Origin of the sequence: Streptomyces sp. NPDC005955, assembly GCF_042871255.1 — a bacterium.
In the GTDB taxonomy this organism is placed as follows: domain Bacteria; phylum Actinomycetota; class Actinomycetes; order Streptomycetales; family Streptomycetaceae; genus Streptomyces.
Genome location: NZ_JBIAIF010000006.1, coordinates 299,143 through 311,157, shown reverse-complemented (window position 1 = coordinate 311,157; position 12,015 = coordinate 299,143). Strand labels below are relative to the sequence as shown.

The following is a 12,015-nucleotide window of genomic DNA, read 5'->3' as shown; positions in this document are numbered from 1 at the left end:
CACCGGGCCGTTCGCCGAGCCCCGAGGAGGCCCCACGATGCCGTCGACGACACCGACTCCCGCCACCGACACGGACCGGCTGCGCACCGCGGCCCGCTTCGTCCGGAGCCAGGACACCACCGCACTGCTGTCGTCACTGCTCCCCGGCCTCGACGACGGCAGGACGCGGACGCTGGCGAACCGCTGCCGCTTCTCGCACGCCGCCCTGCTGATCTTCCCGCCCGACCCGCGCACGCTCCACGCCCAACTCGCCGCCTGCGGGCTGCCGGTGGACGAGCGGGTGATCCCGGTGCCCAGTGTCGTCGTACGCGACCGGCTGGCCGCCCGCCATCGGCGCGCAGCGCGCGAACTGGACGTCCGCATCCTGCGCCCGTCCGCCCCCGGGCCGCACGGCACGCACCGTACGGTGGAGGTGTTCGTCCTGCTCGTGCCGCCCGGCTCCGACCTCACCGAGGTCGCCGACCACGAACGCGCCCGGGACCACGAGGCGCACCTCGCCTTCGAGGTCGACGACCCGGACCCGTCGGTGCTGCGCGGCGTGCACGCGACCCTCGTCCAGCACGGTGCGATACCCGAGGGCGGGGGCTACAACCCGCACGAGGACGGCACCGTGTTCTACTTCGTCGCCCCCGGCCACGCGCACGGCGGCTACCGGAGACTGGAACTGTACGCACACGGTGACCACCGCGACCTGCTCACGGCCGCTCCCTGAGCCCCCACCGCAGCCGCAGGCAGTTCCCAGTGGCTCGGCTCCGGCAACCGCGGCGTCGTCTACGCGGTGGGCCGCAGAAAGTCGATGACGGCCTCCTTCTCCCCGTCGATCCCCTGCTCGATCCGGGGCGGGACGGGTGCGAACGCATCCACCTGGACGGAGCGCGAGCCGGGGCCACGGGTCCAGGTGGCGACGGCCAGGCCGTCGGCGATGACGGTGGGCCGGATGAGGCCGCCCCCCGGCCAGACGCGGGCCCGGTGCGCAGCCGGGACGGACAACTCGCGGGTGCGGTAGCCGATCAGGTAGTCGTCGTAGGCGGGCAGCAGGCGAACGTCCGGGGCATCGGACGGGCCCGGGAGTTCCTCCACCCGCCCGGCGAGCACGGTCCGTGCACCGTACTCGGTGATGACGCCGGATTCCGCGAGCGTTCTCCAGGCCCTGCGGGCCCAGGTGAGCGGCAGTCCGGACCAGGTGGCGAAGTCCTCCGGGGTGGCGGGGGCGTGCGCGGCCAGGTAGCGGCGGGCCAACTCGGCGAGCGCGTCGTCGCCCTCCCACCGCACGCGCCCGGTGGGAGGCAGCCAGTCGTCGAACAGCACGTACGTGGCCTCACCGGCGCGCTGCGGGCCGTGGCAGAGGACACCGGTGAGTGCCGCGTGGCGGATCAGGTGGAACGGCGCCTGCCCGTCCGGCGGGACACCGAGGGTGGTGAGGTGTTCGGTCAACTCGGCCCGGGTGAGCGGGCCGTGCGCGGCGAGGACGCGCCGGACGAGACGGTCGGCGCGCTGGCGCAGGTCGTCGCCCAGGCCCAACTGCTGGTAGCGGCGGCCGGCTGCGGCAAGGATGCGCGGGGACAGCAACCGCAACACCCAGGGGGCGTCGTCGCTGGGGACGGTGTGCAGGGTGCCGCGCAGGAACCAGTTGCGGACGATGCTCCGCTCCTCTTCGTAGGCCGTGCGGACGGCCTCGGCGGTGAGGTCCCGGCCGCGTACCCGGATGCCCAGGTCGGCGGCCGTGGCGTCCTGGGCCTGGACGGCGAAGACCCGACGGACGACCGCCTCGGCAGAAGCCTCGCGCGCTCCGCCGGCCAGGGCCTGCGCACGGGCCCGCAGCCTGCGGACGCTCTCCTGGTCAGGCATCGGGCCGTGCCCCTCGGCCGGCGCGCTCAGGACGCGGCCCGGTCGAGGACACGGGCGAGTTCGGCGGGCGCGGACAGCATAGGCCAGTGCCCGGTGGGCAGGTCGAAGCGCCGCCACGGCGGCTGGTCCAGGAAGGCCAGCATCGGCACCCCGGCCTCCAGCAGCCCCGTGAAGTCACGGCAGGCGATCAGGACACGGTCCACACCGGGACCGGGCTCGACCGGGCCGGCGAGGCGCTGGGTGAAGGTGCCGAACGGCTGGGGGGTGGCACGCGTGCGCAGCGCGTTCCGCCGGCCCTCGTCGAGCCCGTCGAGGCTGCTGGACGCGCCCAGGACCTCGAAGGGCGGCATCGGTAGCCGCCACCCGTCGCCGGAAGCGTCGACCTGCTGGCGCAGTTGGTCCGCTGCCTGCGGTGGCATGAGGTCGAGCATGCACATGCCTGCGGCGAACGGGCCGCCGTCCACGTAGACCACGCGCTCCAGCCGGTCGCCGAGCCGACCGGCCGCCCCGGTCACCGGGGCCGCCGCGTAGCTGTGGGCGACCAACGTGACCTCGCGCAGACCGTTCCGCTCGACGAATCCGGTGATGTCCGCGATGTGCGTGTCCACATCCGTCTCGGGTCCGCCCCGGTCGGCGTGCTCGGCCAGGCCCGTCAGGGTCAGCGGCAGCGCCGTGTGGCCGCGCTCCCGCAGGGCGCGGACGGTGTCTTCCCAGGCCCACGCCCCGAGCCAGGCGCCGGGAACGAGTACGAAGGTGGCCATGTGATCTCCCAGAAGTGAGGTCCTGGGGGGAGCGTAGAGTCGATACAGGACAGAATCCGCCCTGAAATGCGCGCCGAAATGCCGAGGGATCCGTGTCGCACCCCCTGACCCGTGTGCTGACCCTGCTGGAACTCCTCCAGTCCCACGCCCGGCTCACCGGGACGGAGCTGGCCGACCACCTGGACACCGACGTGCGCACGGTGCGCCGCTACATGTCCCACCTGCGGGACCTGGGCATCCCCGTGGAGGCCGAACGCGGCCGCTACGGCGGCTACCGGCTGGCCCCCGGCTACCGCATGCCACCCCTGGTCCTCACCAATGACGAGGCCCTCGCCGTCGTCCTCGGCCTGCTCGCCGCGGACCGGCTCGGCATGGGCACCGCCGCGCCGGCCACTGCCGGTGCCCTGGCCAAGATCGAACGGGTGCTCCCCCAGGCCCTGCGCGAACCGCTCGCCGCCATGCGGCAGACCCTGTCGTTCACCGCCGACGCCGTCATCGGGCAGGCACCAGGAACCGGCGTCCTGCTGGCCCTGGCCCAGGCCTCCCGCGCCCGCACGACCGTCGCCATCAGCCACCGGTCCTGGCGCCGGGAACACACCGAACGCGACCTCGACCCCTACGGCGTGGTCTTCCACACCGGCCGCTGGTACGTCGTCGGCCACGACCACCTCCGCGACGACCTGCGCACCTTCCGCATCGACCGCATCGCCTCCGCCACCCCCCGGGCCCACGGCTTCACCGCACCCGACGGCTTCGACCCCGTGGACCACCTGACCTCGACCCTCGCCCAGGGGCCCTACCGCTGGCAGGTCGAGGTCACGATCCACGGCCCGCTCGACGAGATCGCCCGCCGGCTGTCCTGCTCAGCGGTGACCCTCACCGCTGAGCCCACCGGCGTTCGCCTGCACGCACGGGCCGAACGCCTGGACGGCATGGCCCACCTGCTCGCCTCCCTGGAATGGCCCTTCACCGTCCACCAACCCGACGAACTGCGGCAGGCGCTCGCGGAACTGGCCGACCGGCTCGCCGCAGCCGCCCGACGAAGGCCGGAGGAACCACCGCAGCAGTAGACGCCGGATCTCGGTCGCACCCCGCACAGGGGTCAGCCGGGCGCCCCGTGGAACACCGCGACGACGATCACCGCGAGCAGTCCGCCGACCGAGGACGTCATCAGGACGCCGCCCCAGAAGACCCCGTCCAGGCTCACCGCGCGACGGGCCCGGTACGGACGACGCCCGTGCCGCAACCGCCTTCGCCCACCACCGCGCCGCCGCCGTTCCGTCCCGTTCACCGGCCCGACACCCCCTCCGGCGGCTCCAACTCCGCGTAGTCCGCGAAGGTCCTGCGGTACCGCAGGTGCCTGGTCTCCTGCGTGTGCGCACGGAGCCAGTCCTCCACGTCCGCCGGGTGACCGCACGCCCCGGACTCCGCCCCGCAGTCCGCCTCCGCCCCCGACACGCACCGCGCCGCGTACTCCGGCTCCGCGGTGGGGTCCTGCGCGATGGTGAACGGCACGTACCGGAACACCCGCCGCAGCCGCCGCGACCGCGCCTGTGACCGCTGCTCGGAGCGCTCGTTCACCACCCGCAGCCCGGCGCTGATCCGCTCCTCGGTGGTCGCGGGCCGCAACCCCGCGAACTCCGCCTCCCACTCGCGTCCGCCGCCCACCGGACGCAACAACGCGTACGGCCCCGACTTGGCCTGGTACTGGCCCACTTTCTGTCGAACGGGATCGAACACAACAGCACCGCTAATCAATTCCTGGCCGTCGGCTTCCACTTGCTTAACCATGCCCACTCCGTAAGCGAAACCCGTCCTGACACGACGGATGCTCAATTACTGTTCGTACGTGCAGCGTTGCGCAACGGAAGCGTGTCGCTCAATGCTGCGCGTGTTCCAACTGGTCCATGTCACGGAAGGGGCGCCCTGTGAGCCAACGCAACGCCACGGGGGAAACGGGAACCATCACGTCGGCCGGCATGTTCGGAGAGGTCCTACGACATTTCCGCAAGGCCGCGGACTACACCCAGGAGGGCTTGGCGGCGGACATCCCGTGCGATCGCTCGCTCGTCACGCGGGTCGAGTCGGCGACGAGGGTCCCCCAGGACAACTTCGCACGTCGCTGCGATGAGTTGCTCAACACCGGGGGCGTCCTCATAAAGCTGTGGGGCAAGGTCAACTGGTACCCAGCAGTCGAACATCCGGACTGGTTCAAGCGGCGCGCCGAGATGGACGCGGTGGCCGTGGCGTTGTACGAGTACCAGACGCAGGGCATCCCTGGATTGCTGCAGACCGAGGAATATGCCCGTGCGCTGTTCTCGCGGGTGGCCTCAAGCGTTCCCGTGGACGAACGAGTTCGAGCACGAATGAGCTGCCAGCAACGCTTCCTTGCTCCTTACGGGCCGAGCTACGTCGCCCTACTCGATGAAAGTTGCCTGCGCACAGCCGTGGGCGACTTCTCAGTCATGCGCGAGCAGTGCGCGCACCTCCTCGCCGTCAGCCAGCTACCCAACATCCATCTCCAGATCGTCCCGTCCGGCGACCCCACCCTCATCCGCCCGAAGACGCCGTTGTCCTTGATCGTCCTTCCCGGCGGAGAACGTTGGCTCTACTCGGAGTCATTGGAGCGTGGCTACTTCAACAATGATCCAGCCGTTCTGGCCGCTCGGAGCCGCGTCTATGATGCGCTCAGGGCAAACACCCTGTCGGCATCAGAGTCCGCCGCTGTGATCGGCGAGGCATTGGAAGGGTATGGCGACCATGGACAAGCACGGTCTGTCCTCGACCAGCTGGATCAAAAGCAGCTACAGCGGGGACGACGGCGGCAATTGCATCGAAATCGCCCCCGGATTCCCCGACCGCGTCCCCGTAGGTGACACCAAGACCCCGCACGCACCGGCACTGTTCGCGAGCCGCACGGCCTGGGCAACGTTCGTCACGGGAGTCAAGGATGGCAACTTCCCCGCCTGAACCAACGGCAACGACCTGGCACCGTTCCTCGTACAGCGGGGACAACGGCGGCGACTGCGTCGAGTGGTCGCCGTCGCCCGCTCAGGCCCCCGGCAAAGTAGCCGTACGGGACAGCAAGCGGGCGGGGGACGACGGGACGGTCATCGTCACGTCCCCCGAAGCCTGGACGCACCTCCTCAGGTGGACGACGACACAGCACAGCAACTGAACACGCACCCCGCGGGGCCGCGACCCACCAGGTCACGGCCCCGTACGGGTGCCTGGAGGGGGTCACGCGGGTAGCCGCCAGGACGGTCCGTCCGGAGCGCCGAGCCACACGGTCTGGACGGAGTCGGTGACGGTCATGCCGAAGTCGCGTTGCCCGGGCGAGCCCGCGTCGATCCACGCGGCGATGCCGTGCTCGACCTGGTCCCACAGCCGCAGCGGGCCGTCCTGGTGGACGACGCGGACGCCGTCGCGGAGTTCGGTCCACGCCTGGGAGCCCGTCGCCACGTCCACCAGGACCGGTTCCGCCCCGAGGTGCAGCAGTTCGGCGGAAGGTGCGGCGAGTTGGGCGACGAACAGGGCCGTCCAGTCGTCCAGCAGCGCCGGGTCGATGCGGGTGGGGCGCACCTCGCCTTCGTGCCGGTGCAGGGACGGCCGGGGCGGACGGTCATGGGGGCGGGCGAGCATGTAGGTGATCTCGTCGCCGGTGAAACGACCGTGCGCGGTGCCGTCCTCGTCCAGGGCGAGCCGGATCAGCCCGGCGCCGAACATCCACCCGCTGAGCGTGAACGTGAGGCTGCCGCCGTCCGCGAGCTGCCACAGCCACGCGGGCGGCACGGACCGCACCGCGCAGGTGGCGACGACCGCGTCGTAACCGTCGGCCCCCGCACCGTCCTCGTACCCGTCGAGCCCGTCCCCGACGACCAGGGTGGGGCCGGCACCCGCCGCGGCGAGGTGGCGGGCGGCGGACGCGGCCACCCGCGGGTCGTACTCGATGCTGGTCACCCGCTCGTCGCCGAGCCGGTGGCACAGGACGGCCGTCGAGTACCCCGTGCCCGTGCCGACTTCGAGGACCCGTTCCCGTCCGCGCAGTCCGGCCGCGGCGAGCGTGCGCACGACGACCGACGGCAACGTGGACGAGGAGGTCGGCGCCCCGGAGACCGGCCCCTGGGCCGCCTCGGCACCGATCCCGTCGACCTGCGTGACCCAGGTCGTGTCCGCACGGGCCATGCGCAGCCAGGCGTCCTCCCCCACGTCAGCGCGTCGGACCGGCGCCCACCCGGTTCCGTCCCGCCGGAAGACGGCGTCCCCGAGGAACAGTTCCCGGGGCACGGCGTCGACGGCGGGCAACCAGTCCTCCCCCACGCCCGCGAGTCGTTCGCCGACCACCTCGACGAGCGACCGAGGGGGGCTGACGGCGTCTGCGTGTTCACGGGTCATGCATACGCTCCGGGGCGCTGGAGTCGGTCGGCCAGGGCTGCGGCGATCCGACCGGTGATCGGCTCGGGGAACCAGGCCCACTGACCGTTGGGATTGCACTCGTACATCCAGGGCCGGCCGTCGCCGTCCACACCGAAGTCGAAGGCGCCGAAGACCAACCCGAACGCCCTCAGATACTCCCGTACGCCCCGGACCAGTTCCCGGGGCGTCTCGACCAGCTCGTACGAGAGGTCTTCGTAGTGCCGGCGCCAGTCCAACCCCGGGGACCCGGTGATCCGCACCGTGAACAGTTCGTCGCCCACCGCCGTGAGGCGCAAGTCCGCCACGGCGGGCACCCGGCGCTGGAACAGGTGCGCCGTGAGGGCGACCCCGTCACCGATCCCGTCGGGTTCGACCTCGTCCACCCATACCGTCAGGGCCGTTCCGTTGGCATCGGCGTACTCGGTAGCGCGTAGCGGCTTGTAGACCACTCGCCCCTGGGCTCGGGCGAACTCCCTTGCTTGAGCAGGGTCGTTGGTGAGCAGGGTGGGCGGAACCGGCAGCCCGCACCGTGCCGCCGTTGCCAACTGCGCGGGCTTGTACTCGGCTGCCCGGTTGCGGAACGGGTGGTTGACGTAGGCCGCGCCGGGCAGGGCGGCCAACACACCTCCGAGGCCGTACCGGGCCTCCTCCATGCACCACGCGACGTCCTGCGGGGGCAGGAAGGGGTCCGTGGTCGCGTAGGGACTCGGGCGGCGCCAGTAGACGGATCCCACCCGGTTCAACGGGAGGGTGCGGCTGTCGCTCCGCACCGTACCGCTGAGCCCGTCGGGTCCGAAGCGAGCAGACAGGACCACCGAGGACGGAAACCCGCCCGGGTCGACTCGTACGACCGGAACGTCTCGCCGGTTCAGCTCGCCGATCACCACGTCCGCCGTCACGTCATCGGGCTGGGTGACCACGAGTACCGGAGGGGCGCCGGTCAATCCGCGTCTCCGTCCTGGTCATGACCCTCGTCCTGAGTGCCGTCGAGGCTCGTCTTGGGCTTGGTCTCCGCCCAGGTGCGCGAGCGCCGGTGGCGGCCGGACGGCACTGTCGGACCGTCCGGGTCCAGCCACACGCCGGTCTGGGTCTCCGGATCGACCACCGCCCGGCCCGGCGGAACGGACACCACGTCCGGGTAGGGCCTCATCCGGGTCAGGCCCCAGGGAACCAGGTGGGAAGAGGGCATCTCACACCTCCGTCACGTCATCGCGGGCCCCCAGCGTGGCAGCCGGGCCCACCCGGAAGAAGACGGCACCGCACCCCCGCGAACCGGGCGCAACGCCCTCCCCGACCGGGCTCCGCGACCGTCCCACACCCTCCCCGAGCTGCAACGACCGACCACCGAACCCTTCGGCGACACGACCGATTCCCGAGCAACTGCCCCCGCTCCGCCCGATGTTCCAGCCGCACACTGTCACATCGGCTCCCTGCTCCACGCGGGGTAGAAACCCGGCACGACCCGGATGCCGCCACACCGATCGGCTGAGCAACGGAAGGGAACGACGACCATGGACGAACACGACCCGACCCCGACCACCTGGATCAAGAGCAGCTACAGCGAATTCCAAGAAGCCAACTGCCTGGAGTGGTCGCCGTCGCCCGCCCGGGCCCCCGGCAAAGTAGCCGTACGGGACAGCAAGCGGGTGCAGGAGGACGGAGCGGTCATCGTCACGTCCCCCGAAGCCTGGACCCACCTCCTCAGGTGGACGACGACCCACCACACCCACTGAACACGCACCCCGCGGGCGGGTACCGGCGAACCGACCGCACGGTCAGGGCGTCGTCGCCCGCTGCCCCGTGGTCTCCCACTCCTCGTGCGCGGCGCGGACCCGGTGCCACAGATCCGCCCGCTCGGGGGCGGTGACGTCGTTCAGGTTCAGATGGAACACGTCGGCCAGGACGCCGTACCAGTCGTCGGCCGAGTCGACGGTCCTCTCGTACGTGCCTGCGGCGTCGATCCGGCGCAGCAAGCAGCCGCGCAGCACGTCCACGCCCTCGGCATCGCGGAGCTGGGCCTGGAGGACCCGGACGAACCCGGACTCGGGGGAGGTGGACAGCCGCTCGTGCTCCGCGGCGAAGGAGGACAGTTCCACGGGCTCCGGCGCGAAGACCATCGCCGTGAACGCGCCGCGGGGGTCATGGGTGAACCGCCAGCCGCCGGGCACCACCGTCGACGGCGCCATCGCGTAGGTGAACGGCCCCTGGGTGTAGGTGCCTTCGCGCAGCGGCAGGGGCTCGTACATGGCGCCGGCGAGCCCGGTGTCGACGAGCCACCGCTCGCCGTCGAGCCCCACGGTGAGTGCGAGGTGGTCGCCGCCCGGGCCCTCGGGGTCCTCGACCTCGTCCTGCACCCCGGCCCGGTGCAGGGTCACGTCGTAACCGAGGGCCGTGAGCAGCGCGGCGAAGGCTCCGTTGAGGTGGAAGCAGTAGCCGCCGCGCCCGCGCAGGACCCGGGCCACGGATTCGGCGGCGCCGATGCCCGACGGCCGTCCCAGCTGGTTGTCGAGCGTCTCGTAGGCGACCCGCTCCACCTGCGCCCGGTGCAGCGCCCACAACGCATCGGCGGTCGGGGCCGCCGGTCGCTCCACCCCCAGCACGGCCACGTACCCGTCGACGTCGATCATGCGATCAGCCTAGTCGGCGGTGCCTCCCGTGCGCGGGGGCGCATGCGCACGGGAGGCGCCGCCGACTAGGCGGGAGGGGGCTCCTGCCGCTCGTGACCCGTGCGGCGGACGTGCACGGTGCCGGCGTCCAAGTCCACCCGGAAGGGCGGGTCCTGCGCCGGCCTGACGTTCTTGCGCACGCGTTCCTGGTCCATGGCCCGCTTGACGGCCTGCGCCCCGGGGTCGCCCTCCTGGACGAGGTCCACGCCGATGGACGACAGCCCCTTGGTCCTGCGCCAGTAGATCCAGCCGCGGGCCTCCATCGCCAGCAGCACCCGGTCCGCCAGGAACCCGGCGAGGCACAGCCCGACGACCACTCCCGCGACCACCCACACCGTACCCACGTCAGCGCCCGCGCCTCAGCTGCGCACGGCCCCGTGTGCGAAGCCCCTGCGACGAACACCTGGCGCCAGCCCCCTGAAGGAACCCGGGACCCGTGAGGACCCCGGTGAAGGCCCGAGTCGGTAAGAACACGTCCATGCCCAGGAGCGTACTTCGCCGTCCTTCGGCTCCTCACGATGTCAGCCGTCACGGCACGTAGCCAATCGGGACGGCGAGCGGGCATAGGGGGAAACGTCACGGGAAAACTTCGGCATGGCCACTCCCCCAGCCCTCCCCGACCCCGGGTACGTCACGTGGACGGAACTCCACAAGGACGGCCTGCGGCCGATCCAGGAGCAGACCGTGCCGCTCTACCAGCGGACGGAATCGTTCCGTGTCTACGCGTCCAACGTGATCCCGGGGATGCTCCAGACCGCCGGATACGCCACCGGACTACTCAGGTCCATCACCAAGTTCCAGGGCACCCCGGACGACGTGGCGGAGGCAGCCGCAGCTCGGCTCGCCCGATCCCGGGTCGTCCACGACGAGCACCGGCACTTCTCGTTCCTCATCGAGGAGGCCGTCCTGTCGTACCCGGTCTGCGACGACACTGACCTGCGTGAGCAGTTGGAACACCTGCTGACCTTCGTGGAGCGGCAGAACGTGGCGCTCGGAGTCATTCCCCGGCGCGCCCCGCGAACGGTGTGGCCCCTGGAGGCGTTCTACGCCTTCGACGACGAACGGGTGGACGTCGAGACGTTGACGGCCGAGATCAACGTGACCGACGCGGCAGAGGTCGGGGCGTACCTGCGGGCCTTCGCCGCGCTGTCCCTCTCCGCAGTGCGCGGTGCTGCGGCGGAAGCGCTCATCAGGTCGGCGCTCGCCCCACTCGATTGACCGGCGGGCGCCGTACCGCGGCGGAGCCGTTCAGGCGCGGCGGGTCCGCCAGAGCCAGGTTGCCGCGCCGGCCATCAGGACGAACACCCCCAGGTTGGCGAGGAGCGCCGGGGTGCCGACCTCCGGACCGCCGCCGGACAGGTTCGCGACGCCGAAGACCACGCTCGGCAGCACGGCGACGAGCAGCACGCCGGAGGTCTTCTGGACGGCGGTCCAGTGCACCGAGGTGCAGAGCAGCACCGCGCCGGTGATGCGGAACAGGACGCCGAACACCGGCCCGGGCTGGTCGGGGAAGACCAGGATGAAGGGCAGCGACAGGGTGAGCATCAGCAGCGGGACCAGGGGGTGCACCTTGCCGCGCCGGGCGGGTGCATCGCCGGCGCCCGGCGCGCCCGGGGCCCCGGCGGACCCGTGCCCCGCCTCCGCCAGTGCCGTCGCGGCGATCGTGCGGGGGTCCCCCAGGTCCGTCAGGATCTCGCTGATCGAGGCGTCGGGGCGCTCGGCGAGCGTCACCTCCACGTGTTCGACGAGGTCGGCGAGGAGTTCCTGACGGCGTTCGACGGAGAGGGCGGAAGCCTCGCGCTCGACGACGGACAGGTAGTCACGGACGGGGTCGGCGGTGGTCTTCATGCGGGGTCTCCGGTGGCGGGGTGCGGGGTGGCCGGGGAGGCCGGGGCGGTCAGGAAGGCGTCGACGGCGTTGCGGAAGCCGGGCCAGACGCGGGTGAACTCGTCGAGTGCGGCCCGACCGCTGTCCGTGAGCGCGTAGTAGCGACGGGGCGGACCGGAAAGGGACTCCTGCCAGGTGGTGGTGACCAGGTCGTCGCGGCGCAGCCGGGAGAGCAGCGGGTAGACCGTGCCCTGACTGGTGGCGAGGGCGCCGGACTCCTCCAGCGCCTGGAGGAGTTCCACGCCGTAGCGGGGACGGTCCCGCATCAGGGCGAGTACGCAGTACTCCAGGACTCCCTTGCGCAGCTGGGCGGCTGCCCGGGCCTGCTTGGTCGACTCACCTGGTTCCATGCGATGCAAGATACCTGGTTGGGCAAGTAAACGCGAAAGCGCGTGCGGGGGCGCCCCCGCACGCGCCGGAGCGCCCCCCGCGGCGCC

17 protein-coding genes are annotated in these 12,015 nt (G+C 71.7%); 7 read left to right on the top strand and 10 right to left on the bottom strand.

Annotated elements, in window-relative coordinates:
- Positions 1–37: 37 nt before the first annotated feature.
- The gene (locus tag ACFYOU_RS17835) at positions 38–712 is read left to right on the top strand and encodes a hypothetical protein (RefSeq protein WP_391306682.1); all 675 of its coding nucleotides are present in this window, start codon (positions 38–40) and stop codon (positions 710–712) included.
- Positions 713–771: 59 nt separating this feature from the next.
- Here the strand turns inward: ACFYOU_RS17835 and ACFYOU_RS17830 are convergent, their stop codons facing one another.
- Positions 772–1,848 (bottom strand): DNA glycosylase AlkZ-like family protein, encoded by a 1,077-nt coding sequence (locus tag ACFYOU_RS17830; protein WP_391306680.1) that lies wholly within the window; start codon positions 1,846–1,848, stop codon positions 772–774.
- Between the two features lie 26 nt (positions 1,849–1,874).
- Entirely contained in the window at positions 1,875–2,609 is a 735-nt protein-coding gene (locus ACFYOU_RS17825; protein ID WP_391306678.1) for an alpha/beta fold hydrolase, read from the bottom strand.
- A 92-nt stretch (positions 2,610–2,701) separates the two neighbouring features.
- On the opposite strand from ACFYOU_RS17825, the gene ACFYOU_RS17820 reads away from it, so the two are divergent.
- Positions 2,702–3,679: a WYL domain-containing protein gene (locus ACFYOU_RS17820; RefSeq protein WP_391306676.1), complete on the top strand. Its 978-nt coding sequence runs from the start codon at positions 2,702–2,704 to the stop codon at positions 3,677–3,679.
- Positions 3,680–3,896: 217 nt separating this feature from the next.
- Here ACFYOU_RS17820 and ACFYOU_RS17815 read toward each other — a convergent pair whose 3' ends face one another.
- Positions 3,897–4,400: a hypothetical protein gene (locus ACFYOU_RS17815; protein WP_391306674.1), complete on the bottom strand. Its 504-nt coding sequence runs from the start codon at positions 4,398–4,400 to the stop codon at positions 3,897–3,899.
- 137 nt (positions 4,401–4,537) lie between these two features.
- On the opposite strand from ACFYOU_RS17815, the gene ACFYOU_RS17810 reads away from it, so the two are divergent.
- The 3 genes from ACFYOU_RS17810 to ACFYOU_RS17800 are packed head-to-tail and all read left to right on the top strand — an operon-like array spanning position 4,538 to position 5,787.
- Entirely contained in the window at positions 4,538–5,485 is a 948-nt protein-coding gene (locus ACFYOU_RS17810; RefSeq protein ID WP_391306672.1) for a Scr1 family TA system antitoxin-like transcriptional regulator, read from the top strand.
- Positions 5,403–5,579: a DUF397 domain-containing protein gene (locus tag ACFYOU_RS17805; protein WP_391306832.1), complete on the top strand. Its 177-nt coding sequence runs from the start codon at positions 5,403–5,405 to the stop codon at positions 5,577–5,579. Before ACFYOU_RS17810 ends, ACFYOU_RS17805 begins: the two co-directional genes overlap by 83 nt.
- The gene (locus ACFYOU_RS17800) at positions 5,560–5,787 is read left to right on the top strand and encodes a DUF397 domain-containing protein (protein ID WP_391306671.1); all 228 of its coding nucleotides are present in this window, start codon (positions 5,560–5,562) and stop codon (positions 5,785–5,787) included. Before ACFYOU_RS17805 ends, ACFYOU_RS17800 begins: the two co-directional genes overlap by 20 nt.
- Positions 5,788–5,849: 62 nt before the next feature.
- On the opposite strand, the gene tgmC is transcribed toward ACFYOU_RS17800, so the two are convergent.
- Genes tgmC through tgmA form a run of 3 tightly spaced genes read right to left on the bottom strand, consistent with a single transcriptional unit; the run spans position 5,850 to position 8,214 of the window.
- Positions 5,850–7,004: an ATP-grasp peptide maturase system methyltransferase gene (tgmC, locus tag ACFYOU_RS17795; protein ID WP_391306670.1), complete on the bottom strand. Its 1,155-nt coding sequence runs from the start codon at positions 7,002–7,004 to the stop codon at positions 5,850–5,852.
- Positions 7,001–7,969 carry an ATP-grasp ribosomal peptide maturase gene (tgmB, locus tag ACFYOU_RS17790; protein ID WP_391306668.1) on the bottom strand — a complete coding sequence of 323 codons (969 nt, stop codon included), beginning with the start codon at positions 7,967–7,969 and terminating at the stop codon, positions 7,001–7,003. Before tgmB ends, tgmC begins: the two co-directional genes overlap by 4 nt.
- Positions 7,966–8,214 (bottom strand): putative ATP-grasp-modified RiPP, encoded by a 249-nt coding sequence (gene tgmA / locus ACFYOU_RS17785; RefSeq protein ID WP_391306666.1) that lies wholly within the window; start codon positions 8,212–8,214, stop codon positions 7,966–7,968. Before tgmA ends, tgmB begins: the two co-directional genes overlap by 4 nt.
- 322 nt (positions 8,215–8,536) lie before the next feature.
- Here tgmA and ACFYOU_RS17780 point away from each other — a divergent pair, with 322 nt between their 5' ends.
- Positions 8,537–8,758, top strand: a complete 222-nt coding sequence (locus ACFYOU_RS17780; protein WP_391306664.1) for a DUF397 domain-containing protein — start codon at positions 8,537–8,539, stop codon at positions 8,756–8,758.
- Positions 8,759–8,800: 42 nt separating this feature from the next.
- Here ACFYOU_RS17780 and ACFYOU_RS17775 read toward each other — a convergent pair whose 3' ends face one another.
- A complete protein-coding gene (locus tag ACFYOU_RS17775) occupies positions 8,801–9,652 on the bottom strand; it encodes an arylamine N-acetyltransferase (RefSeq protein WP_391306662.1) in 852 nt (283 codons plus the stop codon).
- A 65-nt stretch (positions 9,653–9,717) separates the two neighbouring features.
- On the bottom strand, positions 9,718–10,035 hold the full coding sequence (locus tag ACFYOU_RS17770) for a hypothetical protein (RefSeq protein ID WP_391306660.1): 318 nt from the start codon (positions 10,033–10,035) through the stop codon (positions 9,718–9,720).
- Between the two features lie 250 nt (positions 10,036–10,285).
- On the opposite strand from ACFYOU_RS17770, the gene ACFYOU_RS17765 reads away from it, so the two are divergent.
- Positions 10,286–10,909, top strand: a complete 624-nt coding sequence (locus ACFYOU_RS17765; RefSeq protein ID WP_391306658.1) for a Scr1 family TA system antitoxin-like transcriptional regulator — start codon at positions 10,286–10,288, stop codon at positions 10,907–10,909.
- 30 nt (positions 10,910–10,939) lie between these two features.
- On the opposite strand, the gene ACFYOU_RS17760 is transcribed toward ACFYOU_RS17765, so the two are convergent.
- Positions 10,940–11,539 carry an HAAS signaling domain-containing protein gene (locus ACFYOU_RS17760; protein WP_391306656.1) on the bottom strand — a complete coding sequence of 200 codons (600 nt, stop codon included), beginning with the start codon at positions 11,537–11,539 and terminating at the stop codon, positions 10,940–10,942.
- The gene (locus ACFYOU_RS17755; RefSeq protein ID WP_389764866.1) at positions 11,536–11,928 is read right to left on the bottom strand and encodes a PadR family transcriptional regulator; all 393 of its coding nucleotides are present in this window, start codon (positions 11,926–11,928) and stop codon (positions 11,536–11,538) included. The genes ACFYOU_RS17760 and ACFYOU_RS17755 overlap by 4 nt, the downstream gene beginning before the upstream one ends.
- Positions 11,929–12,015: the final 87 nt, after the last annotated feature.

Coding starts and splice junctions, on each gene's coding strand:
- ACFYOU_RS17775 (WP_391306662.1), bottom strand. CDS start 9,652: ATGATCGACGTCGACGGGTACGTGGCCGTGCTGGGGGTGGAGCGACCG.
- ACFYOU_RS17755 (WP_389764866.1), bottom strand. CDS start 11,928: ATGGAACCAGGTGAGTCGACCAAGCAGGCCCGGGCAGCCGCCCAGCTG.
- ACFYOU_RS17825 (WP_391306678.1), bottom strand. CDS start 2,609: ATGGCCACCTTCGTACTCGTTCCCGGCGCCTGGCTCGGGGCGTGGGCC.
- tgmC (WP_391306670.1), bottom strand. CDS start 7,004: ATGACCCGTGAACACGCAGACGCCGTCAGCCCCCCTCGGTCGCTCGTC.
- ACFYOU_RS17830 (WP_391306680.1), bottom strand. CDS start 1,848: ATGCCTGACCAGGAGAGCGTCCGCAGGCTGCGGGCCCGTGCGCAGGCC.
- tgmA (WP_391306666.1), bottom strand. CDS start 8,214: ATGCCCTCTTCCCACCTGGTTCCCTGGGGCCTGACCCGGATGAGGCCC.
- ACFYOU_RS17765 (WP_391306658.1), top strand. CDS start 10,286: ATGGCCACTCCCCCAGCCCTCCCCGACCCCGGGTACGTCACGTGGACG.
- ACFYOU_RS17760 (WP_391306656.1), bottom strand. CDS start 11,539: ATGAAGACCACCGCCGACCCCGTCCGTGACTACCTGTCCGTCGTCGAG.
- ACFYOU_RS17800 (WP_391306671.1), top strand. CDS start 5,560: ATGGCAACTTCCCCGCCTGAACCAACGGCAACGACCTGGCACCGTTCC.
- ACFYOU_RS17780 (WP_391306664.1), top strand. CDS start 8,537: ATGGACGAACACGACCCGACCCCGACCACCTGGATCAAGAGCAGCTAC.
- ACFYOU_RS17835 (WP_391306682.1), top strand. CDS start 38: ATGCCGTCGACGACACCGACTCCCGCCACCGACACGGACCGGCTGCGC.
- ACFYOU_RS17815 (WP_391306674.1), bottom strand. CDS start 4,400: ATGGTTAAGCAAGTGGAAGCCGACGGCCAGGAATTGATTAGCGGTGCT.